Genomic DNA, 24,874 nt, shown 5'->3' with positions numbered 1-24,874 from the left:
GCAAAAACCCTGCCCCCAGACCATCGCCAACCGCGACCTCCGGAAAAAAAACCCTAGGACCCCGATCGCTCCACGAGCAAGGGCGCCGTCATCGCAATCAGACACGTCCGCAGATGCGCAAACAGCAGCTCGGCCGGCGCCGTTTTCTGCACCAAAGCAGCACACAGAACGCTGTGGCAGAACATGCCGATGCACCTTGAAGCGGCATCCACGCGCGCAATGTCTGCGTGTGGTGCGTAGTGCCTCAGCGCCGACGCAACGTTCGCTGCCACCAACTCATCGTGCTCCGCCGTCAACACATTCAGCGATGGCATGGCCGACATCATCGGGATCAGTCCACCCAGGCCGGGACTGTCCTCATAGAGCTTCGCCACGAGGAGAAACTGGTCATTCAAATAGGTGAACACGTCGCGATGCCCCCCATGTCGCGGATGGACCTGATCAATCGCCTCGCGGACCCGGGTCAGCCACCGATTGGCCAGCGCATAGACCACCGCCTCCTTGTTCGGGAAGTACTCGTAGAGCGCGCCCACCGACAGACCAGCCGCCGCCGCTATGCGCTTGGTCGTGAGCTTGTCCAGCCCCTCTCGCTCAATTTCCGACGCTGCCGCCTGCAACACCAGATCGACGGTCTGTTTCGCGCGGTCCTGAGCCGGCTTGCGACGCGGATGGAGCTCGGCAGCAGCCAGTCTTGCAGCTGGTTTCTGTGTTTTTTTCATAAAAACCCTAGTGAAAACCCTATCGGGAACAGTCTTTGCATGAGGCTTGACCCGAACTATAGTTCGGTTTCAAGCCACACCCATCAATACATCATGACCGATGAAGATCTCTGCTACCTGAGCGCCACCGAGGCGCTGACCCTCTTTCGCAGCAAGATGCTTTCCCCGGTTGAACTGCTGCAGGCACAACTGAACCGCGCCGACAAACTGGAACCCACCGTCAACGCTTTCTGCTCCATGCGCGCAGAAGCAGCGATGGTGATGGCCAAGGAAGCTGAGCGGATTTATGCCGAAACACCCGAGCTCGCCAAGCCCCTGACTGGCATCCCCACCGCTCTCAAGAACGAGCACACCCTGATCGGTGAACACACGGATCAGGGTTCGCTTCTGCTGGGCTCGGAGCCCGACACCGAGAACGCGCCGATCACCCAACGCCTTCTGGACGCCGGCACGGTGATTCATGGAAGAACGAATGTGCCTGAGTTCTTCGTGGCCATGTTCACACGCAGCAAGCGCTATGGCATTTCCAGGAACCCCTGGAACCCCGCTTACACCACGGGAGGGTCGTCCGGTGGCAGCGCCGCCGCCCTGGCAGCCGGTCTGACGACGCTGGCTTCGGGATCGGACATCGGCGGATCGATCCGGATACCAGCCGCCTACTGCGGGGTGGTGGGACTCAAGCCCAGCTACGGTCGGGTTCCCGAAAGCAACCTGTTCTTTGCCATGAACCACCACAACCACAACGGCGTGCTTGCGCGCACCATCGCGGACAGTGTGCTGGCGTTCAACGCCGTCAATGGCCCTCACCGCGCAGACCCCACCACGGTTCGACCGCGCATCGAACTCTCACCCCACCCCGCGCCTGTGCGGGGCATGCGCATTGCGCTGTCCATGGATCTGGGGTTCTTCGAGGTTTCGCCCGAGATCCAACGCAGCACGCGCATGGCCGCCGAGCAGCTTCGCGACCAAGGCGCCATCGTGGATGAAATCGATCTTCCCTGGACATCGGATGTGCGTACCGCCTTCACGCATGCACTGGTGTTCATCCTGGGCCGCTCCCTCTCGACAACGATCAAAGGGTGTGAGGACAGGGTCAACGACTATGTGAAGTCCATGGCGCAGATGTCAGAGAACATCACGCTGGACGACCATCTGGGATCCTTCGAAGTCATGACCCAGATGAATGACAGCCTGCAGGATGTGTTCGAACAGTACGACGCCTTGATCTGCCCCACGCTCGCCCACAACCAATGGCCCGCCGAGGGCAGCAACACGCCGCATGACGACCTGATGCAGAAAGGCATGACCTTCCCTTTCAACATGCTCAGTCGCCACCCCGTGCTCAGCGTGCCCAGCGGACGCAGCGCGCATGGCGTGCCCATTGGACTGCAGATCGTGGGCCCCACCTACGACGAAGACGCAGTCATCCGTGTGGGCGCTGCGCTGGAGCAAGCGATCCGCTGGACCACCTGGCGACCCGACATCAACGCACTGACAGCCCCATCCCCAGCCCTGCAACCGGAGACACTGTAATGACCCACTCGTCCACCAGCATAGGCGTCGCCCATGGTGACACCCCACTCAAGCGCACCCTGGGCTTCGCCGACCTGGTGGCCTATGGGCTGGCTTATATCGCGCTGATCGCCCCCCTCACCAGCCTGGGTTTTGTGTGGGGTGCGTCCGGCGGAATGATCGCCGCGTCGTATCTGATTGGCGCCATCTGCATGTACTTCACGGCCCAAAGCTACGCGACCATGAGCCGGGTCATCCCCACGGCAGGATCGGTGTACGGCTTTGCACGCAAGAGCCTGGGCAACCGCCTGGGGTTCATTGCTGGATGGGTGATCCTGATGGACTACCTGCTGATTCCGGCCCTGGTGTTCACGCTCATGTCAGTCGGCATGGAGTTGCTCATCCCCGAGATCAGCCGAGGCGCCTGGATCTGCATCGTGGCCTTCATCACACTCGGCATCAACTGGTTTGGCATCAAGATCACATCCCGGGTCAGTGCCTTCGCGGTGATCGGGCAAGTGGTCATCGTGGCGGTGGTGATGTACCTGGCCATCACGGCCTTGCAAGGTGGGGCCGGCAATGGCGCGCTGACGGCCAAGCCCTTCTTCGGCGACAGCGGCATTCCATGGGGCCAGGTGTTCTCCGGGGCATCGATTGCCGTGATGGCCTTCCTGGGGTTCGATGCCATCAGCACCCTGTCAGAGGAGACACGAGACCCGAGCGACAAGGGGCTCATCGGGCGCGCCATCATGACCGTGCTGGTGGTGGCCGGTCTGCTCTTCGTGTTGATCGCCTGGGTCATCGGCAACCTGATGCCTGCTATTGACATGCAGGATCCGGCCACTGCGATCTTCGAATTGCTGGGCCAGACGACAGGCCCCTGGGCACCGGCCGCATTGGCCTGGTCCTTGGCGATCGTGGTGGGTTTCACCAACACCCTGCCCATGATGGCCGGCGTTTCGCGCGTGCTCTTTGCGATGGGTCGCGACCGCCAGCTACCGGCCATCCTCGGCACCGTGCACGCTGGCACCGGCGTGCCGAGGGGTTCGCTGCTGGCCTCTACCGCCATCTCCACCGCTGTGGCACTCAGCCTCAGAGATCAGATCGACGTGCTGGCATCGCTGGTGAGCCTGGGCGCGCTGGCGGGCTTCATCATGCTGCATCTCTCGGTCATGGCGTACTTCAAGAACGCAGCCGAGCGGTCCTGGTTCTTCCATATGTTGGTTCCCGCCTTGGGTCTGCTGGTGGTGTTCGCCGTGCTCAGCGGTATGCACGCGATGGCCTTGGGGGTGGGTTGCGCCTGGTTGTTTGTCGGACTGCTCTACGGCGCCTACCTCAACCGCCAAGGGCGCGTGGTGATCTCCGTATGAGCGGGAATCCGTGATTGAGCAAGCTCTCGGAGGCTTTTGGTGCCGCTTGCTCAGAGCGGCGTCGCAAGCAAAACGCTGCCGCAAACGCGTTGCTCTGAAACCCGCACCGACCACCCGGACACCCCCACCCAGTTGGTGATGGGCATGTGGTGGAGCGAACCCGGCGAGTGGTGCGTGAACCACACCAAGACAGGCGTAGCGCAGCTCACGCTCGCCAATCAAGTTGCATCCTGGGGCAAACCGTAGCCATCAATGCGATCACATATTAGACATTTAACAATAATCCACGAGAAATTTAGGGGCTTTGTGATCACAAACATCGACCCAGATAAACTCAACCCATGAAAACCGATTTGCACGACTTCCTCAACGGCCACCGCATCCATGAGGTCGAATGCGTGATTCCAGACATGACAGGAATCGCCCGCGGCAAGATCCTGCCACGTGATCTTTTCCTGGCCGATGGGGGGATGCGCCTTCCGAAGAGCGTGCTGCTGAACACCGTGAACGGACAGCAGCCCGACAATGGCCCCTTCGTCGGCGACACCGACCCCGACATGGTCTGCAAACCCGATGCGTCGACAGTGCGCATCGTTCCCTGGGCTGCGGAACCCGTGGCCGTGGTCATTCATGACTGCGAAGAATGGGATGGCAGTCCGGTTCAGCTGTCGCCGCGCGCGGTTCTGCGCCGTGTTCTCGCGCTGTATGAAGGGCGGGGCTGGCGTCCCATCGTGGCCCCTGAGATGGAGTTCTACCTGGTCGCACGGCAGCTGAATCCGCATGAGCCATTGCAGCCGCCGTTGGGACGCACCGGAAAGCCCGAAGTCGGCAGACAGAGCTATTCGATCGACGCCGTCAACGACTTTGACCCGTTCTTTCAGGAGCTTTCGACCTTCTGCGACCGTCACGAATTGGGCGTAGAGACGCTGATCCACGAAGCTGGCCCCGGCCAGATGGAAATCAACTTCAGCCACGGCGACCCGCTGAACCTCGCCGATCGGGTCTTCCTCTTCAAGCGTGCGGTGCGCGAGACAGCGCTGCGCCACGGCGTCTTCGCCACCTTCATGGCCAAGCCGATGGAAGGCGAACCCGGTAGTGCGATGCATATCCACCAGAGCATCGTCGACATGGACACCGGGCAGAACATCTTCAGCCGCCCGGACGGCCAGGGCTCCGACCTCTTCCACCAGTTCATCGCCGGCCAGCAGGTCTATATCCCGCAGGTGATGCCGGTGTTGGCGCCGTTCGTCAACTCCTACCGGCGCCTGTCGCCCTATATGTCGGCGCCGATCAATGTGCGCTGGGGTCATGACAATCGCACGTGCGGCATTCGAGTTCCGAAGTCCGGGCCGCAGGCGCGCCGGGTGGAGAACCGTGTGCCTGGCGTCGACACCAATCCCTACCTTGCGATGGCCGCCACGTTGGCGTGCGGGTGGCTCGGCATGCAAAAGCAGCTGCAGCCCTCCGAGCCCACCCTGCAAAGCGCCTGGAACGTGGACCATGAATTGCCGCGCAACTTGGAGGATGCGCTGGCGTCGATGCGGGCCTGCGACGACCTGCGTGAAGTGCTGGGCGAGCTGTTCGTCGACGCCTTCTGTGCGGTCAAGGAGTTGGAGTACGCGGGCTACAACAGAGTGATCAGCAGTTGGGAGCGGGAGCACTTGATGCTGCTCGTCTGAGCAGGATACCTCCACATCGTCGCAACACTGCCATTTTCTTATCGAAGTCGATTCACCATGAGCGCAAACCCGCACCAAGACAATTCGTCTACAGGCATCTCCCCCGCAAAGGTCCGCGCCTTGCTCGCACGAGAGCGCGAACGCTACGCGCTCGCTCGTCCACTCTCTCGAGCGGGAGCATCGAGGGCCAGCGAGCACATGATGTTCGGCGTGCCGTTGCACTGGATGAGCGACTGGAGCACTCCGTTTGCGTTGCAAGTCGCGCGGGCACGCGGTGCGGAGTTGTTGGACGTGGACGGTCACACGCTGGTGGACTTTTGCCTTGGCGACACCGGCGCCATGTTCGGGCACTCGCCGACCGCAGTGGCCCAAGCACTCCAGGCGCAGGCAGTCAACGGGCTGACCACCATGCTGGCCGGGGAAGACGCCGCTGAGGTGGCACGGATGCTGGCGGAGCGCTTCGGTCTTCCGCAGTGGCAGTTCGCGATGACGGCCACCGATGCCAACCGCTTCGTGTTGCGCTGGTTGCGCGCAATCACGGACCGGCGGGTATTGCTGGTCTTCAATGGTTGCTACCACGGCACGGTGGACGATGTGTTCGTCGACCTGGTCGATGGCCGCCCCGTGCAGCGGCCCAGCCTGCTGGGCCAGGTTCATGACCTCACCACCACGACGCGGGTGATCGAGTTCAACGATCTGGCGGCGTTGGAAGCGGCCCTGTCGCCCGGTGACGTGGCGTGTGTGCTGGCCGAGCCGGTCATGACCAACACCGGCATGGTGCTGCCTGATCCCGGATTCTGGGAGAAGGCGACCGCCTTGATTCGCCACCACGGCAGCTGGCTGGTGATGGATGAGACCCACACGCTCAGCAGCGGCCCGGGTGGCTACGCGCAGGCGCATGGCATCGCAGCCGACGCCGTGGTGGTGGGCAAGGCACTGGGCGGAGGAATGCCATGCGCCGCTTACGGCTTCAGCGCCGACCTGGCCGCGCGGGCAGAGGCGGCCAAGCGTGCGGCTGCGCCAGGTCATTCCGGCATCGGCACCACGCTCACGGCCAACCTTCTGGCGATGGCGGCCATGCGCGCCACGCTCAGCACTTATCTGCGCCCGGAGGTATTTGCACCCATGCACGCGCGTGCCGAACGCCTGGCGCGAGACCTCCGTGCGCTGATTCAGCGCCACCGACTGCCCTGGTGCGTCACCCAGGTCGGTGCGCGCACAGAGTTCCAGTTCTGTGCCCAACCACCGCGCAACGGCACTGAAGCGGTCTCAGCGATGAATGCGGAGCTCGAACACGCCTTGCACTTGTATCTGCTGAACGAAGGCGTCTTGATCACGCCCTTTCACAACATGATGCTCATCTGCCCTGACACCACCGACGCCCATGTGGAATGCCTGCTCAGCGCCATGGACCGCGCGCTACTGGAACTCGTCAGTGATTGAGCCGCAGCATCGACGGCTTTCCGGCCATTCATGAGTCATGAGCCCTCCCAAATAATCATGGATGCATCCGATCCGCCAAGCGGAGCCAGCAGCACCCAGCAAGACAACGTCTATGCCCGTTTGCGACAGTGGGTGACAGTCGGACGATTCCTTCCCGGCCAACGACTGAAGATTCGAGACGTCGCGGCCGAGTTGGGCGTGGGGCACATGCCGGTGCGTGCGGCGTTGCAGCGGCTGGCTGCCGAAGGCGCTCTGATCAACGTACCCAATGCTGGTGTGGCCGTGCCGCGCATGGCGATATCTGAGCTCGACGACCTGCTGCAGATGCGCATGCTCCTGGAGGGTGAGGCCGCCGAACGCGGCGCTGCCATGCTCAACAGAGCCCAACGTGCGGCGATGCAACGACTTTGTGAGCAGATGAGCGCAGCGCTCCAAGCAGGCAACTTCGTCACCTATCTGTCGCTCAATGAGGACTTCCATGTCCTGCTCTATCGTGCAGCCGGCTCGCCGCTGCTGTACAGCCTGATCGACACACTGTGGCTCAAGGCAGGTCCCGTCTCCAACCAACTTTTCGATGTGCCCGAGGCGCCGGCTGTTCTCAACCATGCGCACGAAGACATGATCAAGGCCCTGGCACGTGGTGACAATGTCGCGGTACGGCGGGCTGTTGAAAAGGACATCTTCGTGGCCGGCCAGTTTCTTCGGCAACAACTGAAGACTGCGGGAAGGGCGTAACTTCGAAGCCCCGGTAGCCGGAAGAGGTGTATCCGATCAGCGTGAAAAGCCGGAGCTCGAGACCTCGCCGAGCCAGTTCATACCGGCGAATGGCAGCTTCATGTTTCAACATCGGCGCGATGTGGTCGAGTCCTTCGAGCAGGCATCGTTTCCTGGAAGCCACTCAGGGGTTCAAATGCCTGTGATTCCGTCGTGTCGCGCACTGCTGACTGACGCCGTCCTCCTCAGCCAGCGGGCTGTTCCATCGCGATTCGCTCAGTGATGACCGCCGCCGCGTCGGTGACCTGCTTGACGAGAAACGCCTGGTTGAACGCCCCGAATCGTTCGTTGCTGCCCACCAGCGTGATGGCGCCCAGAATTCTGGACTTCTCATCAAAGATGGGGGCGGCCAGCCCCGTCTTTCCGGGATCAAGTTCGCCCACGCTCACGCAGTAACCCTGCTTTCGAATGGCCAGCATGGCCTTTGAGAAATCACGCCAGGTGGCGCCCAGACGTTGAAGGTCTGGCTCAGCGGCATTCGTCTCATAGACCCGTTTCAGTTGGCGCGGCAACAGGTAGGCGAGTATCACTTTGGCCGTCGCACTGCGAAACAACGCCATGGGGCGCCCACGCCCGAAGTTCAGAGGTTCGGTTTCGGTGCCCTGCTTTTGCAGGATGTTGATCACCGTCGAACTGTAGAGCTCGCTGATGAGCGCATGCATGCCGGTATGCGCGACCAGCGCATCGACCAGGTCACGGCTGCAAGTAATGAGTGGTGCGTACTCCGTCATGTGTCGGTCGAGCTCGATCACCTTGGGGCCCAGCGCGTAGCCGCGGGGCATGCGCACCAGCAAGCCTGCGCTGCTTAGCTCCCGCACATACCGGTAGGCGCTGGCTTGCGCGTAGCCCAGCTGAGAGCAAATGGTGTCGACATCGATCACAGGCTGCTCCGGGCGAAACAGATTCAGGATGTCGAGCATGCGTCGGAGGCTGTTCATGTTGTGCTTGTCTGACTCTGCATCGGCACGACGGAGAAGACGTCCTGGCGCAGAAAGGTGGATGGATGGCGGTGGATCCGGATGCCAAAAGGTTACCTCAGCAGTGCCATGGCGTTTCCCGCAGCTGACCAAACCCCGTTCCACGAGGCACATTCTCAACTCACCCTCGCGAATACACCTTTTTATCTAAAAGGCAACCAAGCCAAATATTGCCATTTGATAAAGGTCAGCATTTGCTCTTTTATCGTATTTTGATAAAGTAGCAACATGATAAATCGCAATGACACAACCGGCGCGGATGCGCTACTCGCCGCACTCGCTGACGAAGGCGTCGACGTTTGCTTTGCCAACCCCGGCACCACGGAGTTGGATTTGGTGCGTTCGCTGGAGCGTGAAGGCCGGATGCGTTGCGTGGTTGGCCTGCAGGAAAACGTCTGCACGGGTGGAGCCGACGGCTACGGGCGCATGACCGGTCGCCCGGCCGTGACCTTGTTGCACCTGGGTCCTGGTTTCGCGAACGGCATCGCCAATCTGCACAACGCCAGACGCGCCCACACGCCCATCGTCAACATCGTTGGCGACCACACCAGCTGGCATCTGCCCTTTGATGCGCCGCTGACTTCCGACATCGAGTCGCTGGCGCGCCCGGTGTCGGGCTGGGTCCACCGCATTGCCGCTGTCGAGCAGAGCGAAGCTGCGGGCCGCGAAGCGGTGAAGCAGAGTCTGGCCAGCGGCGGCCAAGGCGCCACCCTGATCTTTCCTGCGGACTACCAGGCTCACACGGGCGGAGAGCAAGTGGCTCTGGTGCAGTCGACCACCGTTGCCGCCGCCAGTACTACCCCGGTCGCGTTCGACCCCACCGCCGCCGTGCAGCGGCTCAAGGCCGCGAGCAGGATCGTCTTCCTGCTCGGTGGTGGCGGCGAGCAGAGTGGTCTGGGGCTGCGCGCGCAGAAGGCGGTACAGCGGCTCTGCACCGCCCTCGGTGCCACCGCCTACGCAGAGACCTTCCCGTCGCGCTCGGAGCGGGGCCAGGGCCTGCCGGCGTTTGACCGTCTTCCGTATTTCCCGGAGCCGGCCCGCGAAGTGCTGGACCCGAGCGATCTGGTGGTGCTGGTGGGCGCCCTGCCGCCGGTGACCTACTTCGGCTACGAAGGCCATCCCAGCCTGCTGGTGCAGGCCGAGCGTCTGCTGACGCTGGCGGCAGTGGGGGACGACGCCGCCACGCGACTGGAGACGATCGCTGAGCTGCTGGGTGCAGCCGATGTGCCGATGCCCGCCGCTGTGCTCAGCCCGCCTGAAGAGGGGCCACTGACGCCCGCCCGCATCGCACTGGCGCTGGCCAATCAGCTGCCTGATCGCGCCATCGTCTCGGTCGAAGGCGGCACCTGCGGTTACCCGTTCTACGCGGTGTCGGCCGCCGCCAAGCCACACACCACGCTCACCAACACCGGTGGCGCCATTGGCCAGGGCCTGCCGGTGGCCATGGGCGCGGCCATCGCCTGCCCGGACCGCAAGGTGGTGGCGCTGCTCTCCGACGGCAGCACGCAATACACGATCCAGACCCTGTGGTCGCTGGCGCACGAAGACCTGGACGTGGTGGTGCTGATCGCCGCCAACCACCAGTACGCGATTCTGCGCAACGAGCTGCGCCGCGGCGGTGCGGTGCTGGGCAACCGCGCGGCCGAGATCACCAGCCTGGACAAACCCCGCATCGACTGGGTGACCCTGGCCCAGGCCTACGGCGTGGCCGGTGGGCGCGCCAACACCAGCAGCGAACTGACGACCTTGCTGCAGCAGGCGTTTTCAAAGCGCGGCCCGATGCTGATCGAGATGGCGCTGTGAGCGGCCCATCACTTGAAGAACACAAGGCTGGCGCGGTGCCGGCCTTCCCCAAACCCCCTGAAGGAGACGTTGTGGATCTGAATCTCAAAGGCAAGGTCGCTGTGGTGACCGGCGGCAGTCTGGGCATTGGCCGGGCGGTGACAGAAGCGCTGGCACGCGAGGGCGTGCGCGTGGCCATCGTGGCCCGCAGCCAAGGCCCTCTGGAAGAGGCGGCACGAGAAATCTCTGCCGCCACCGGCATCGAGATCCTGGCCGCCCCGGCCGACGTCAGCCAAACCGATCAGGTGCAGGCCATGATGGACAAAGTGGCCAGCCACTTCGGCCGCATCGACATTCTGGTCAACGGCGCCGCGCACCCAGGCGGCCTGGTGCGCTCGGAGATCGAGAACGCCGACCCGGAAGGCCTGCTCGAAGACATCAACATCAAGGTGGTCGGCTACATGCGCTGCGCCAAGGCGGCGGCCGCCCACATGAAAAAGAACGGCTTCGGCCGCATTATCAACATCGGTGGCCTCACCGGTCGCGGCAGCAAGCAGCTCTCTGGCATGCGCAACGTGGCGATCTGCCACCTGACCAAGACCCTATCCGACCAGTTGGGCCCCTCGGGCATCACGGTCAACGTCGTGCACCCCGGCGTGGTGGAGACGCCGCACATCCACGAGCTCTACGCCAAGGAAGCCAAGCTGCAGGGGCTGACCCCCGAGCAGGTGGAAGCCAACTACGCCAAGGTTACGCCGATTCGCCGCGTGCTGCAGCCCAACGAGATCGCCGACACGGTGCTCTTCCTCGCCTCCGAACGCGCCAGCGCCATCACCGGCGAATCGATCGCGGTGGACGGCGGCATCACGCGCGGCATCTTCATCTGACATCCAACACAAAGGAACCGAATCATGAACGGAACCATTCTGGTCGGCACCGCTGGCCAGGGCATTCTGCGCAGTGTGGACGACGGCGCCACCTGGCACCGCCTGGGTCTGAAAGAAGCGATTGAATTTGACGGCGTGGTCCGCAGTCTCGCGGTGGACCCGTCTGATCCGGCGCGCGTGCTCGCAGGGGCGGATGCCGGCATGTGCATCAGCCTGAACGGAGGCGCGCACTTCAAGCGGGTGGAGTCGCCTATGAACCAGCAGACCGTCTGGGCGATTGCGTTCGACCCGAGCAACCCCAAGATGGTCTACGCCGGCACCGGTGCACCGTCGCGGGCCCGCATGTACCGGTCGAAAGACGGCGGCCTGTCCTGGGAGCAGTTGCCCATCGAGCTACCGGAGTTCTGCCAGGGCGTGAACCGCCCGCGCATCCTGAACATCTGTGTCAATCCGGTGCGCAGCGGCGAGGTGTGGTTTGGCGTGGAAGAAGGTGGCGCCTGGCGCAGCCCGGACTGTGGCGACACATGGGAGCGTGTCGACAGCCCCGAGAGCACCATCAACAACTCCGACATCCACGCCATCGCGGTGCTGCCGCCGGTGGATGGGCAACCGCAAAAGAACCTGGTGCTGACGGTGAACACGGTCTACACCAGCACCGACGACGGTCGGACCTGGTCGGGCAAGGCCTCGAAGGAGCGCTTCGACGGCATGTACTACACCCGCACCGTGCAGGTGGTCGATGCCGCCGGCAGCACCCTGCTGCTGGCCATTGGCGACGGCACACCCGGCGTGCGCACGCGGATCTACCGATCCGAGGACCGTGGCGAAACCTGGGCCCCGGCCTTGCTGAACACGGTACCGAACTCCACCGTCTGGGCCTTTGGTGCACACCCTTCGGATCCCCGTCTGCTGTTCGCAGGGACCAAGTACGGCCACTTGCTGCGCTCCACCAACGGCGGCAAGAGCTGGTTCAAGGAGTGGCGCGACTTCAGCGAGATCACTTCGGTGACCTGGACACCTTTCGTGGCGCCCGTGAAGGCGCATCCGCAATCCATCAACTGAAGGACCTGGGCATGAGCATGGCATCAATCAACGTCAAGCCGCGCATCCTGCGCACCCACCTCGCGCTCTACGTCAAGGACCCGGAGGCCAGCGCCCGCTGGTACGAGGACATTCTGGACATGGAGGTCACGGCGCGCGAACCGCGCTGGGTCTTCATGTCGTTTGGCAAGAAGCACCACGACATCGCCCTGATCAAGGCCGACCCGGCCATGCTGCGCGCCCTGCAGATCGGCGAGATCAACATGCAGCACTACGGCCTGGAGATCGACGGCGACATGGACGACCTGCGCCGCCTCTACGGCATGTTGCTGGCGAAGAACGTGCCCGTGGTCAAGCTCACCGACCACAAGGTGGGCTACGGCCTGTACTTCACCGACCCCGACGGCCACCGGTTCGAGTTCTTCCTCGAAACCGTGCACGACGACGAAGAAGGCAAGCGTGTGCTGGGCCACTACAACGCCCCCAGCGACCCGTTCGACCTGCAGCCCCTCTGATCCATTTCCTCAAAAAGAAGACCCCATCATGAAGTCCCCCAATTTCGGCATCTTTCACATCCGCAAGTGGTTCCTGCAAGTGGAGGACAGCCTGGCTGGCGAGACCGGCGCGCCCGCCGACGGCGCGCCGCTGCGCAAGATCGTCATCGCAGCCTGCATCCACAACCCCTGCGCCGGCCGCTACGAGCAGGACCTGAGCGCCTGGATCGAAGGCTCGCCCGAGCTGGGCCGTGAATTCGGTCGCCGCATCCAGGAAGCCGCTGGCCACCAGAAGATCGAGAGCTACGGCAAGGCCATCCTGGTCGGCCTCGATGGCGAGTACGAACACGGCAACGCGCTGCTCACCAACCCGGCGGCCGACCCGATCCGGGTGGCCCTGGGCGGCGGCAAGGCCTGGGTACCCTCCAGCGGCAAGCGCGGCGTGCCCGGTACGGTGCTCGACATTCCGCTGGCCTACAAGGACGCGCTCTACGTGCGCTCGCACTACGACACGGTCAGCGCCAGCTTCAACGACGCGCCCAACCGCGACGAGGTGCTGGTGTGCTGGGCCTTCGCCACGCGCGGTCGCCTGAACGCGCGCCTGGGCGGGCTCAAGGCCGCCGACGCCAAGGGTCTGGACGGTCTGGTCTGAGCACCACCATGGAACGCCGCGATCACACCGTGACCAGCGCCGGCCTGCGTCTGCACGTGACGCAGTGGGGTGCGCCGACGGGCCGCCCGGTCGTGATGCTGCACGGCATCCGCGGCTACGCCGAGACCTTCGCGGGCATCGCAGCGGCCCTGCAACCCGATTGCCGGGTGATCGCCTTTGACCAGCGCGGTCGCGGTACATCGGACTGGGACCCACAGCACGGGTACTACACCGACGCCTACGTGGACGATCTGTCGGCCGTGGTGAATGCGCTCGGACTGGACCGCTTCGACCTGCTGGGCCATTCGATGGGCGGCATCAACGCCATCGTCTACGCCGCGCGTTTCCCCGAGCGGGTGAACCGCCTGCTGGTGGAAGACGCGGGGCCGGGTGCCTTCGAGGCCAGCCCCGGCGCCATCCGCATCCGCCGCGAACTCGCCACCACGCCCAGCCACTTCGCCAACTGGGACGACGCGCGCGCATTCATGCGGGCATTGCGTCCCAGCGTCACGGAAGAAGCCCGAGAGCAGCGCCTGCAGAGCATGTTGCGCCCCGCCGATGGTGGTGGCTTCACCTGGCAGTACGACCACGTGGGCATCGCCGCCACGCGCCTGAACCCCGACCCGGCCCGGGTGGTGGACCTGCGACCGCCTGTGGCGGCGCTGGCCTGCGACACCTTGGTGGTCCGGGGAGGGAAGTCCGACTACTTGCAGCCCGAGATGGTCGACGACATGCAGCGCCTGAACCCCCGCATCCGCAGCGCCGTGGTGCCCGACGCCGGCCATTACATCCACGACGACCAGCCCGCGCTGTTCAACCAGCTGGTGCGCGACTTTCTGCTGCCGAAAGCTGGCGACACGACCCCACAGACCCACTGACACCATGCTTCACGAACTCAGAACCTACACCCTGGTGCCCGGCGGCGTGCGCGAGTACCTGCGCCTCTACAACGAAGCCGGCCGCGAGGTGCAGACCGAACTGCTCGGCCGCCTGGTCTCCCTCATGCAGCCCGAGAGCGGCGACCTCAACCAGCTGATCTACATCTGGGCCTTCGACGACTTTGAAGACCGCCGCCAGCGCCGCGCCCGTTTGATGGCCGACGAACGCTTCACCGCCTTTCGCAAGACGGTGCGCCATCTGCTGGTGCGGCAGGAAAGCCAGCTGTTGACGGCGGCCTGAACACCCTTTGCGGGAGACAACACGATGAACAAAACAATCGATACCGACGTGCTGGTCGTCGGCGCAGGCCCGGTCGGCGTGTCCATCGCCAACCTGCTCGGCCACTACGGCGTGAAGACGCTGATGGTGGATCGAAGCCCTCAGGTGCTGGACTACCCGCGTGCGGTGGGACTGGACGACGAGGCCCTGCGCACCTTCCAGGCGGTGGGTCTGGCCGAAGCCATGCTGCAGGACATGATCCAGAACGTGCCCATGCGCATGTACACGGCGGACAAGCGCTGTTTTGCCGAGATCCTGCCCAGCACGCGGGAATTTGGCTGGTTTCGCCGCAACCTGTTCTCACAACCGCTGGGCGAAGCGACCTTGCGCAAAGGCTTAGGGCGCTACCCGCACGTCACCACGCTGCTCGGTGTGGAACTGCAGTCGATGGATCAGGATGCCGATGGCGTGACAGCCACCATCACGGCCGAAGGCGGTGAAGCAAGCACGGTTCGCGCACGCTACGTGGTGGGCGCCGATGGTGGACGCAGCACGGTGCGCGAGCGTTTGCTGAAGATCCCCTACGAAGGGCAGACGCATCCCAACAAGTGGGTGGTGATCGAATGTGATCAGGACCCACTGGACGCGCCTTACACCGCCCTGCACTGCGAGCCACGCCGTCCCTACGTGTGCCTGCGTCTGCCCTATGGCCTGCGACGCTGGGAGTTCATGTTGTTCCCCGGTGAAGATGCAGAGCAGATGCTCGCGCCCGACAAGGTGCAGGAACTGCTGCGCAACCATGTGGCAGACCCAAGCCAGCTCAACGTGATCCGCGCACGGGTCTACACCCACAACTCCCGCGTGGCCAAGCACCTGGTGGCCGGCCGCGTGTGCCTCGCAGGCGATGCGGCGCACATCACCCCACCCTGGATCGGCCAGGGCCTGAACGCGGGCCTGCGCGATGCCTTCAATCTTTCATGGAAACTGGCCTGGATCGTCCAGGACCGTCTCAAACCGGAGCTGCTGCAGAGCTACCACGATGAACGGCATGCCCACGCCAAGGCGATGATCGATCTGGCCGACCTGTTCGGCTCGGTGCTGTCGCAGCGCAACCGCTACGTGGCCTGGATGCGGGACAGGTTCTTTCTGTCGATCCGCAACGTGCCCAAAGTGCGCGACTACGTGCTGCAGATGAAGTTCAAGCCCATGCCGCGTTTTTCCACCGGCATCGTGCTCAACACCGGCAACCGTGTGCAGGATGAACTGGTGGGCCGCATGTTCATCCAGCCCCTGGTTCAGCGCGGCGCAGGCGTGGGCGAGAAGCTGGACGACGTGATCGGCGGGCGATTTGCCCTGCTGTCGTGGCGCTGCGACCCCCTTGCCGAAGACGGCGGCGACCTGATCGCTCAGCTGAAACGCCTCGGGTGTGAGCGCCTGGTGGGTGTGCGTGCCCGTTGCGGCGCCACCGAAACCGGCATGTCCATCGACCCCGCGTCCCAGGTGCAGGTCGTGCAAGACCTGGAGAACGACCTGCAGCTCTGGTTCCAACGCAAAGGTGTGGACTGGGTGCTGTTGCGACCCGATCGATTTGTGGCAGCAGCCGGCACACGCGATGACGCCGTGCGGCAGTTGCAGACGTTCTGTGATCAGGTCTTGCCCCAAATCGCCACCCACCCTGCCGCTGCGACGGCGCCTTCCGCCGGAGAAGTGATCGCGGTGGCTTGATTGTCTTGAAGTGACCTCGGCGGGGGATCACTTCATCCGAAAAAAGCAGGACCGCCGACCACCTCACTTTGCTCCTCCACTGAAAGGAAGTTCCCCATGAAGCTCATCGCATTGCGTGTATTGGCCAGCCTGCTGGTGCTCGGTTTCGGCGCAGCCCACGCCCAATCCTGGCCACGAGGAACGGTCCGGATCGTGGTCCCCTACCCGGCCGGCACGGAACCCGACATGCTGGCCCGTGACATCGGCTCCGCGCTGGCCAAACAGACCGGGAAAGCCTTCGTGGTGGACAACAAGCCTGGAGCCAACGCCATCATCGGAACCGACGCCGTCGTGAAAGCAGAAGGCGATGGCGCCACATTGTTGATGGTGGATCGACTGGCCCTGGTCACCAATCCATTGCTCTACAGCACCCTTGCCTACAAGTGGGAGGAGTCGCTCAAACCGGTCACCGACCTGGCGCGAGTGAGTCTGATGGTCGGCGTTCGATCAGGCCTGCCAGTGAAAAACTTCGCGGAACTGCAGGCCTACGCCAAGGAACATCCTGGCAAGCTCAACGTCGGCACAGGTGGCAACGGCCATGTCACGCACATCGGCATGGAAATGTTGGCCAGGGCACATGGCATGTCCTACAGCTATGTGCCATACAAGGGCGTCGCGCCCTCGGTCGTCGGCCTGGCGTCTGGCGAGATTGACGTGGCAATGGCAGGTGGTCTTGCACTGCAGACGCAGGCCCAATCCGGACGACTCAGGCTGCTGGTCATCGGCGCGCCACAACGTGCGGCCTTTGCACCCGATGTCCCCACCCTCGTGGAAGCGGGCGGCCAGGCCGACACCATTCCCTCCACCGTGTTCGCCTTGTTCGCGCCGTCCAAAGTGCCTGACGCGGTGATCAAGCAGATCAACCAGGCCGTTGCCGAGGTGGTGAATGCCTCGCCCGTTTTCAAGACTTACGGCACTCGCGGGCTTGACGTGGGCGTATCGCAGCCGGCCGACACCCTGGTGGCCATGAAGCAGGACGCCGTGAAGTACGAAAAAATCGTCCGCGAAGCGGGCATCAAGATCGAGTGAGCGAGCGAATGACCCCCCCATACCCCACGCTCACGCTCTACATCGACGGCCAGTTCATCGATGCGGGCTCGCGCCAGCGGCTCGACGTGCGCGACCCCGGCACGCTGGACCTGGTGGGCACCCTGCCCTGCGCCACGCCGCAGGATCTGGACGCAGCGCTGTCGGCGGCCGAGCGGGCTTTCACACATTGGAAGCAAACCTCTCCGATGGACCGATCCGCCGTGCTGCGCAAGACCGCCGAGCTGCTGAGAGAGCGCGCCGACGTCATCGCCCACGGCATCACCCGGGACAACGGCAAGCCACTGACTGAGGCCAAGGCCGAGGTACTGAACAGCGCTGAGCACGTCGAGTGGCACGCCGAAGAATGCCGCCGCATCTATGGCCGCGTGGTGCCGGCGCGCGACCCTCTCGTGCGCCAGATGGTGATCCGGGAACCCGTGGGCGTGTGTGCCGCCTTCAGTCCGTGGAATTTTCCGCTGGGCCAGGCCATCAAGAAGGTGTCAGCGGCCATTGGAGCGGGCTGCACACTGATCCTGAAGGGGCCCGAAGAGTCCCCCAGTGCCATCGTTGAAATGGCGCGCGCGTTCCACGACGCCGGTCTGCCGCCTGGGGTGTTCAACGTGGTGTTTGGCCACCCGGCCGAGATATCAAAGCATCTGATCGAGTCTCCTGTGGTGCGACAGGTGTCCTTCACCGGTTCCGTTCCCGTGGGCAAGCAACTGGCCGCGCTGGCGGGTCAGCACATGAAGCGCACCTGCATGGAACTGGGTGGTCATTCTCCGTTGCTGGTGTTTGACGATGCCGACGTGGACGCTGCGGCCACGCTGGTTGCACGCATGAAGGTGCGCAATGCCGGGCAGGTGTGCGTCTCTCCTTCGCGCCTGTTCGTGCAGGCCGGGGTGTACGACCGCTTTGTGAAGCGCTTCGTGGACGCCATTGAATCTGTGCAGGTCGGGCATGGATTGCAACCCAGCTCACAGATGGGGCCACTGATCCACGACCGCCGTCTGCAGGCGGTGCGCGAGCTGGTGGACGACGCCACGCGCGCTGGCGCTCGCCTGCTGACTGGTGGCACGCGCCTGGGCGACGCCGGCCATTTCTTTTCGCCCACCGTGATCGCCGAGGTGCCCGCCCACGCACGCATCATGAGCGAAGAGCCCTTTGGCCCAGTGGCCTCGGTGGTGAAGTTCGACGGCGTCGAACAGGCGCTGCGCATGGCCAACAGCGTGCCCTACGGCCTGGCGTCCTATGCATTCACCGAGTCGCACAAGACCGCCACCCAGGTCATGAACGGGCTGGAGGTGGGCATGGTCAACATCAATCACTCCGGCATGGCGCACCCCGAGCTGCCTTTTGGTGGCGTCAAGGACAGCGGCATCGGCAGCGAAGGCGGCACCGAGACCTTCGACGGCTTTCTGGTGACCAAGATGGTCACGCAGATCTGAACTCTATTTCTCTGTTCACCCGGTTCCCTACATGCTTCCACTCAAAGATCCCTCCCTACTGCCTGGCCAGTGTCTTGTCGCAGGCCAGTGGGTCTCGGGCACAGCGCTCATCGAGGTCACAAACCCAGCAACCGGCGCCGTGATCGCCTCGGTGCCGCGCCTGGGCGCCGCTGAAACACGGCAGGCCATCGAGGGCGCCCACCGCGCCTGGCCGGCCTGGCGCGCACGCACGGCCAAGGAGCGCTCAGCCGTCCTGGCCCAGTGGTACACGCTGATCATGGCGAACCAGGACAACCTGGCCCTGATCATGACCAGCGAACAAGGCAAGCCGCTGGCCGAGGCGCGCGGTGAAATCGCCTACGCGGCGTCCTTCATCCAATGGTTCTCCGAAGAAGCCAAGCGGGTGTATGGCGACACCATTCCCGCGCCGGTGGCCTCTCAGCGCATCGTGGTCACGAAGGAGCCCATCGGTGTCTGCGCGGCCATCACGCCCTGGAATTTTCCGGCGGCCATGATCACGCGCAAGGCCGGCCCGGCGCTGGCAGCGGGCTGCACCATGGTCGTCAAGCCGGCCAGCCAGACGCCCCTGACCGCGCTGGCCCTGGCCGTGCTGGCCGAACGGGCAGGTGTGCCCGCGGGTGTGTTGTCCGTGGTCACCGGCTCGGCACGCGATGTGGGTGACGAACTGGCCGACAACCCGCTGGTTCGCAAGCTCTCGTTCACCGGCTCCACCGAGGTCGGTCGCCAGCTCATGGCGCGCACCGCCGCCACCGTCAAGAAGGTCTCGATGGAACTGGGCGGCAACGCGCCCTTCATCGTGTTCGACGACGCGGATCTTGACGCGGCGGTCGAAGGCGCCATCGTCTCCAAGTACCGCAACGCCGGCCAGACCTGTGTGTGCGCCAACCGCCTGTACGTGCACAGCAAGGTGTACGACGCTTTCGCCGCCAAGCTCGCCAGCGCGGTGGCCCAGCTCAAGGTGGGAACGGGTGTCGATGCGGACGTGCGCATCGGCCCGTTGATCGACGACAAGGCCGTGCAGAAGGTGGAGCAGCACATTGAAGATGCGGTGAGCAAGGGCGCCAAGGTGCTCACCGGCGGACGCCGCCACGCGCTGGGACAGAGCTTCTTTGAACCCACCATCCTGAGCGGCGTGACGCAGGACATGCTGGTGGCGCGCGAAGAGACCTTCGGCCCGCTGGCCCCGCTGTTCCGCTTCGACACCGAAGACGAGGTGGTAGCCATGGCGAATGACACCGAGTTCGGCCTGGCCAGCTATTTCTATGCGCGCGATCTTGGCCGCGTCTGGCGCGTGGCCGAGCGCCTGGAGTACGGCATGGTGGGCGTGAACACCGGCCTGATCTCCAACGAGGTGGCGCCCTTTGGTGGCGTCAAGCAGTCGGGCATCGGTCGCGAAGGTTCGCACCTGGGCATGGACGACTACCTGGTGATCAAGTACATCAACATGGCCGGCATCTGAGAGCCAGCGCCCCGCGCCGGACACACCGGTCTGCGACAGATTTCCCAAAACAACAGGAGACAAGCATGAACACGAACACACCAAACACAACCGCCACGCTGAACAACTTCATCAACGGCGAGTACCAGGCCGCCCGCTCGGGTGCAACCTTCGAAAAGCTGGCCCCCGCCACCGGCCGCCTCTGTGCAAGGGTGAGTGCCTCGGGCATCGACGACATCGATGCCGCCGTGGCGGCGGCCCGACAGGCGCTGCGCCAGGGCCCCTGGGCCACGATGCCGGGCCAGGAACGCGGCCGCTGCCTGACCCGCCTGGCCGACCTGCTGGAGGCCAACGCACCGGCATTCGTGGCCACGCTGGCCGAGGAACAGGGTCGCCCCCGCTTCGACATGACGGTGATGGACCTGCCGATGTCGGTCGACACCCTTCGATATTTCGCAGGCTGGGCGGACAAGCTCGAAGGACGCACCGTGCCCACCGCCGGGTTCATGGGACGTCAGATGCTGCATTACACGCGGCTGGAGCCGGTGGGTGTGGCCGCGCTCATCGTGCCTTGGAACGCGCCGCTGATGATCGCCATCTGGAAGCTGGCACCCGCGCTGGCGGCGGGTTGCACGGTGGTGATCAAGACCTCCGAGGATGCGCCAATGGCGGTGGGCCAACTCGGTGCGCTTGTCGCCGAAGCAGGCTTTCCACCGGGCGTGGTCAACATCGTGCACGGTGTGGGTGCGCAAGCGGGCGCGGCACTGACCGCGCACCCCGGTGTGAACAAAATCAGCTTCACCGGCAGCACCGGTGTGGGCCGCGTCATTGCGCGCGAGGCGGCTGCGTCGTTCAAACGTGTCACCCTCGAACTCGGCGGCAAGGCGGCACAGATCCTGTTGAAGGACGCGAACCTGGAAGAAGCCATCCCCGGCGTCGCCATGGGGTTGTTCGTGAACCAGGGCCAGACCTGTGCGGCCGGCTCGCGCATCCTGGTGCACCGCTCGCTCGTGTCTCAGGTTGAACAGGCACTGACGGCCGCAGCCACATCGGTGAAGCTCGGCGGCCCGGACGTCGAGGGTGCACAAATGGGTGCACTGATCAGCGCACGCCATCTGGAGCGGGTGCAGGCCTGCATCCACACCGCACTGAGCGAAGGCGCGCGGCGGCTGTGCGGTGCCGAAGATGAAACCCCGGCGGGAGGATTTTTCATGCGCCCGACCGTGTTCACCGACGTAACCGCATCCATGCAGATTGCGCAGGAGGAGATCTTCGGCCCAGTGGGCGCCATCATGGCGTTCGACACGGAAGACGAAGCCATTGCACTGGCCAACGACTGCCGGTACGGCCTCTCGGCCAGTGTCTGGACGCGCGACGTCTCCGCCGCGCACCGCGTCGCCGCGCGCCTGGAAGTGGGCGCGGTGGCCATCAACTGCTGGAGTCCGCTGGATGCGCGGCTCCCTTGGGGTGGCACCAAGGACAGCGGCATTGGACGAGACCTGTCCCGCAAGGCGCTTGAGGCGTACCTCGAAGAAAAAGTGGTCTCACTGGCGCTGTAGAACGCTTCGACATCACCGGCACGGGAGCGTCCTTGTGGCGCATTTCTTGCAGGTTTGTGAGCAGCCCAACGGCATCCCCGTGAAGGCGCAGCCCTTGCGCCCACCGTTCAACGCTTTTGAGGAGACACCTCATGAATGTCGAAGTGCGCTCTTTCAACGACGTGCATCAGCACGCCCGCGCCATCCCGGGTTGGCCGCAAGAGTACGACCAGCTTTCCAGAGGCTCGCTCAACAGCAGCCTGCGGCAGGTCTCCACCCAGACCTTCCAGATGTTCCAGGAGGTCATGAACCGCCAGGTGGTGCAGCGAGGGCACTGCCCCCCACAGCGCATGTGCCTGGCAGTGTCTGAAACAGAGGTGGAGACATCCGCTGTCAAGAAACTCAAACAGCCCTTGTCACGTGTCGTTCTGCTGCGCAACAGCGAGGCGTTCATGCTGCACGCACCCGAGGGCTTGAGCCTGGTGGCAGCCAATGTGGACTTTGATCGTTTCATGCAGATGGCCGAGCTGCATCTCTCACCCCGGCAAGCCGCGCTGGCCAAAGACGCCGCCGGGCTTTCGGTCAGCGCAGAATCTGCGGCGCGACTGAAGAACACGCTGTACCTGATCCTTCGGCAATCCAGCCTGCAATCAGAACGGAACGCACCGACAGCGTCGCTGGACAAGGTGATGGACGAGCTGCTGCTCAATGCGTTCCTGGACGTGTTTGCCGCGATGGGTGATCAACAAGACACACAGACACGGTTCGGATCCTCCGTGAGCCAATACATGGTCCGTCGCAGCCGCGAACTGGTGGAGGGCGAAGTCTGCAGCCCGCTGAGCATTCTCGACCTGTGTGCCAAGCTCCGGGTGAGTCGCCGCACGCTACAGGCCAGCTTCCAGCGGGTGGCCGGTATCGGCCCATTGGAGTACCTGCGCAATCTGCGGCTCAACGCCGTGCGTCGCCGGCTGGGCACGACCACCGCGCAGGAGCTGCACGTGGGCGACGCTGCGGCCGAGATGGGATTTTTCCACCTCAGCCACTTCGCCAGACACTACAAACAATTGTTTGACGAACTGCCATCCGACACCTGTCGTGCGGACGGAAGGCCCACGCTGGCGCATGGGCGCCGTTAAGGCGACGCTGAAAAGTCTAGGGGAATGTGCGCGCCCGGCTGCCAAGGGCGGTTGTGCAGCGATAGCGGTCCTCCGCAGCCGAACGGACAAGGTCTGTCCATGCCCATGAACCGACGTCCGCGAACGTCGGCATTCGGGCTTCTTAGCCGCCTCTCTTTTCCACGCTGCCATGGGGCATTGGTCGGTGGCTTCATAGCGCCAAGAGTGAAAGCACCGGCGGGAACGAGGCCGACCATGCCTGCACAGCCTCGGCACGTATTGCAGTACTTGACCGTACAGTAAATACCTTTATAATTTACCGTACTGACGCGTCTAGTTAAGTGCATGTCGACACGGAAGTCACGCACCGTGCGACCTTCAGGTCAAGCATTCGAGTTTGGGAGCAAGAAAAGTGAAGCAGATTGCAGCTTTGGTCATTGTCGGACTGTCTCTTCTGCTCGGCGCCTTCGCGCCAACAGTGGTGCATGACCACACGACAAGATGGACTGGCTCTGCGCCGGAGTTCCTGAAGCTCGGCGATAGATCAACGGTGCGGTACGCGCAATCCGACGAGGGCCCGCCGCTCATGACTCTGCATACGATCCGCACACCGCTGGACTATTTCGAGAAGTTTGTGCCCGAGCTGAACCGGCACAACTGGGTCTATGTGCTGGACTTCGCGGGCCACGGGCACTCCAGCCTGCGGCCCGGAGGCTACACCGAGCTGTTGCTGCGCCAGGCAGGGGCTGAGTTCATTTCCCGATTCGACTTGCGCGATGTCACGCTCGTCGCGGAGTCGATCGTGGGTGTCCCGCCCCTCACCGTGTTCGCTGATCAGAGCGAACGTGTCACGAAAGTCGCTTCGTTGCCGCGTCCGAGCTTTTCACCATCGAGCAGGCCCGACACGTCATCTCGCTCGAAAGACTCGCCGAGGTGGCTGCGCGCATGTTGAGCCGGCGCGTCCACTAGGTTCACATCAACCCACTAACGAGAGAAATCATGTCAAGTTCCAAAGTAGTCTTCGTCACCGGCGTTTCCTCGGGCATCGGGCGCGCCACTGCCGCTCAGTTCGCTCAGCGCGGGTGCAACGTGTTTGGTTCAGTTCGGGATCTTAAGAAGGCGCCGGCCATCCCGGGCGTCGAGTTCGTCGAAATGGACGTGCGCGATACCGCTTCGGTGCAGCGCGCCGTCAACGCCATCATCGGCAAGGCGCAACGAATTGACGTGCTCGTCAACAACGCCGGTGGCACTATGCTCGGTTCGGTCGAGGAAACATCGGTCGCAGAAGTGCATGCGCTGTTCGAGACTAATGTGTTCGGCATCCTTCGCACTATCCAGGCCGTACTGCCGCACATGCGCCAGCAGCGATCCGGACGGATCATCAATGTGAGTTCTGTGCTGGGCTTCCTGCCCGCCCCGTTCATGGGGCTGTACGCAGCGTCGAAGCACGCCGTTGAGGGATTGTCGGAATCGTTAGACCACGAGGTGCGCAACCTAGGTATTCGCGTGGTGCTGGTTGAGCCGTCCTACACCAAGACCAACCTCGACCTCAACGCGCCCCAGGCGGCAAATCCGATCCCCACCTACGACGCCGACCGAGCCCTCGCATCGGAGGCGGTCGTGCGCAGCGTCCAGAAGGCCCCGGGACCCGAAGGCGTTGCGACAACCATCATCGACGCCGCGTTCGGCACTTGGGCGATGCGCCGAACGCCCAAGGGCGAGGCATCGCTGCTGCGCAAGCTGCGCCGCTTCATGCCGGCCGGCCCCCTTGACGGGAACCTGCGCAAGACCTTCGGCCTGGGCTGAGCGAAAACAGTGATGGGGTCGGCGGGCGGCGTATGCGTCGGCCGCGACTTTGTCACCGGCATGAACACGTGCACGGCCTCGCGAAGCAGAGCCCTGTTCTCGTGTACATCAGGCACCTCCAGCCTCCCGCATCAGAAGTCCACTGAACAGTAGTCCACTGATGTGACCGTCGCCCTGGAACACGCCGGCAGCCAGCCGTGGGGCTTCACCTTGAGCGCACCTTCGTAGTT

The 24,874-nt window shown here is 63.8% G+C and carries 22 protein-coding genes; 20 read left to right on the top strand and 2 right to left on the bottom strand.

Annotated features, from left to right (window positions below):
* Window positions 1–53 precede the first annotated feature (53 nt).
* The gene (locus J2W49_RS19330) at window positions 54–719 is read right to left on the bottom strand and encodes a TetR/AcrR family transcriptional regulator (protein ID WP_310320163.1); all 666 of its coding nucleotides are present in this window, start codon (window positions 717–719) and stop codon (window positions 54–56) included.
* Between the two features lie 93 nt (window positions 720–812).
* Between J2W49_RS19330 and J2W49_RS19325 the strand changes: the two genes are divergently transcribed.
* From J2W49_RS19325 to J2W49_RS19305, 5 genes are all read left to right on the top strand, one after another.
* Entirely contained in the window at window positions 813–2,252 is a 1,440-nt protein-coding gene (locus J2W49_RS19325; RefSeq protein ID WP_310320161.1) for an amidase, read from the top strand.
* Complete coding sequence (locus tag J2W49_RS19320; protein WP_310320159.1) at window positions 2,252–3,601, top strand: APC family permease; 1,350 nt, start codon at window positions 2,252–2,254, stop codon at window positions 3,599–3,601. Before J2W49_RS19325 ends, J2W49_RS19320 begins: the two co-directional genes overlap by 1 nt.
* Before the next feature lie 341 nt (window positions 3,602–3,942).
* Window positions 3,943–5,280: a glutamine synthetase family protein gene (locus tag J2W49_RS19315; protein ID WP_310320157.1), complete on the top strand. Its 1,338-nt coding sequence runs from the start codon at window positions 3,943–3,945 to the stop codon at window positions 5,278–5,280.
* Window positions 5,281–5,337: 57 nt separating this feature from the next.
* The gene (locus J2W49_RS19310; RefSeq protein WP_310320155.1) at window positions 5,338–6,723 is read left to right on the top strand and encodes an aspartate aminotransferase family protein; all 1,386 of its coding nucleotides are present in this window, start codon (window positions 5,338–5,340) and stop codon (window positions 6,721–6,723) included.
* Window positions 6,724–6,753: 30 nt separating this feature from the next.
* Window positions 6,754–7,458: a GntR family transcriptional regulator gene (locus tag J2W49_RS19305; protein ID WP_310320153.1), complete on the top strand. Its 705-nt coding sequence runs from the start codon at window positions 6,754–6,756 to the stop codon at window positions 7,456–7,458.
* 224 nt (window positions 7,459–7,682) lie between these two features.
* Here the strand turns inward: J2W49_RS19305 and J2W49_RS19300 are convergent, their stop codons facing one another.
* The gene (locus J2W49_RS19300) at window positions 7,683–8,435 is read right to left on the bottom strand and encodes an IclR family transcriptional regulator (protein ID WP_310320151.1); all 753 of its coding nucleotides are present in this window, start codon (window positions 8,433–8,435) and stop codon (window positions 7,683–7,685) included.
* 267 nt (window positions 8,436–8,702) lie between these two features.
* On the opposite strand from J2W49_RS19300, the gene J2W49_RS19295 reads away from it, so the two are divergent.
* The 15 genes from J2W49_RS19295 to J2W49_RS19225 all read left to right on the top strand — a co-directional run bounded on the left by J2W49_RS19295 (window position 8,703) and on the right by J2W49_RS19225 (window position 24,644).
* A complete protein-coding gene (locus tag J2W49_RS19295; protein ID WP_310320149.1) occupies window positions 8,703–10,277 on the top strand; it encodes an acetolactate synthase large subunit in 1,575 nt (524 codons plus the stop codon).
* Between the two features lie 71 nt (window positions 10,278–10,348).
* Window positions 10,349–11,143 carry an SDR family NAD(P)-dependent oxidoreductase gene (locus J2W49_RS19290; protein ID WP_310320147.1) on the top strand — a complete coding sequence of 265 codons (795 nt, stop codon included), beginning with the start codon at window positions 10,349–10,351 and terminating at the stop codon, window positions 11,141–11,143.
* A gap of 24 nt (window positions 11,144–11,167) precedes the next feature.
* Complete coding sequence (locus tag J2W49_RS19285) at window positions 11,168–12,205, top strand: WD40/YVTN/BNR-like repeat-containing protein (protein WP_310320145.1); 1,038 nt, start codon at window positions 11,168–11,170, stop codon at window positions 12,203–12,205.
* 11 nt (window positions 12,206–12,216) lie between these two features.
* Complete coding sequence (locus J2W49_RS19280; RefSeq protein ID WP_310320144.1) at window positions 12,217–12,699, top strand: VOC family protein; 483 nt, start codon at window positions 12,217–12,219, stop codon at window positions 12,697–12,699.
* Window positions 12,700–12,727: 28 nt separating this feature from the next.
* The gene (locus J2W49_RS19275) at window positions 12,728–13,330 is read left to right on the top strand and encodes an amino acid synthesis family protein (RefSeq protein WP_310320143.1); all 603 of its coding nucleotides are present in this window, start codon (window positions 12,728–12,730) and stop codon (window positions 13,328–13,330) included.
* 8 nt (window positions 13,331–13,338) lie between these two features.
* Window positions 13,339–14,208 carry an alpha/beta fold hydrolase gene (locus J2W49_RS19270; RefSeq protein WP_310320141.1) on the top strand — a complete coding sequence of 290 codons (870 nt, stop codon included), beginning with the start codon at window positions 13,339–13,341 and terminating at the stop codon, window positions 14,206–14,208.
* A gap of 4 nt (window positions 14,209–14,212) precedes the next feature.
* On the top strand, window positions 14,213–14,509 hold the full coding sequence (locus J2W49_RS19265; protein WP_310320138.1) for an NIPSNAP family protein: 297 nt from the start codon (window positions 14,213–14,215) through the stop codon (window positions 14,507–14,509).
* 24 nt (window positions 14,510–14,533) lie between these two features.
* Window positions 14,534–16,213: a bifunctional 3-(3-hydroxy-phenyl)propionate/3-hydroxycinnamic acid hydroxylase gene (locus J2W49_RS19260; RefSeq protein ID WP_310320137.1), complete on the top strand. Its 1,680-nt coding sequence runs from the start codon at window positions 14,534–14,536 to the stop codon at window positions 16,211–16,213.
* A 96-nt stretch (window positions 16,214–16,309) separates the two neighbouring features.
* Window positions 16,310–17,281 (top strand): Bug family tripartite tricarboxylate transporter substrate binding protein, encoded by a 972-nt coding sequence (locus J2W49_RS19255; protein WP_310320135.1) that lies wholly within the window; start codon window positions 16,310–16,312, stop codon window positions 17,279–17,281.
* Window positions 17,282–17,289: 8 nt separating this feature from the next.
* Window positions 17,290–18,726: an NAD-dependent succinate-semialdehyde dehydrogenase gene (locus J2W49_RS19250; protein WP_310320133.1), complete on the top strand. Its 1,437-nt coding sequence runs from the start codon at window positions 17,290–17,292 to the stop codon at window positions 18,724–18,726.
* Window positions 18,727–18,757: 31 nt separating this feature from the next.
* On the top strand, window positions 18,758–20,206 hold the full coding sequence (locus tag J2W49_RS19245; RefSeq protein ID WP_310320132.1) for an NAD-dependent succinate-semialdehyde dehydrogenase: 1,449 nt from the start codon (window positions 18,758–18,760) through the stop codon (window positions 20,204–20,206).
* 65 nt (window positions 20,207–20,271) lie between these two features.
* A complete protein-coding gene (locus tag J2W49_RS19240) occupies window positions 20,272–21,744 on the top strand; it encodes an aldehyde dehydrogenase family protein (RefSeq protein WP_310320131.1) in 1,473 nt (490 codons plus the stop codon).
* Window positions 21,745–21,875: 131 nt separating this feature from the next.
* Window positions 21,876–22,859: a helix-turn-helix domain-containing protein gene (locus tag J2W49_RS19235; RefSeq protein WP_310320130.1), complete on the top strand. Its 984-nt coding sequence runs from the start codon at window positions 21,876–21,878 to the stop codon at window positions 22,857–22,859.
* 391 nt (window positions 22,860–23,250) lie between these two features.
* The gene (locus tag J2W49_RS19230; RefSeq protein WP_310320129.1) at window positions 23,251–23,790 is read left to right on the top strand and encodes an alpha/beta fold hydrolase; all 540 of its coding nucleotides are present in this window, start codon (window positions 23,251–23,253) and stop codon (window positions 23,788–23,790) included.
* 47 nt (window positions 23,791–23,837) lie between these two features.
* The gene (locus tag J2W49_RS19225; RefSeq protein ID WP_310320126.1) at window positions 23,838–24,644 is read left to right on the top strand and encodes an oxidoreductase; all 807 of its coding nucleotides are present in this window, start codon (window positions 23,838–23,840) and stop codon (window positions 24,642–24,644) included.
* Window positions 24,645–24,874 lie beyond the last annotated feature (230 nt).

Origin of the sequence: Hydrogenophaga palleronii (genome assembly GCF_031457455.1) — a bacterium.
Taxonomy (GTDB): domain Bacteria; phylum Pseudomonadota; class Gammaproteobacteria; order Burkholderiales; family Burkholderiaceae_C; genus Hydrogenophaga; species Hydrogenophaga palleronii_A.
The sequence above is the reverse complement of the archived record's forward strand: the minus strand, read 5'-3'. Positions and strand labels throughout refer to the sequence as shown.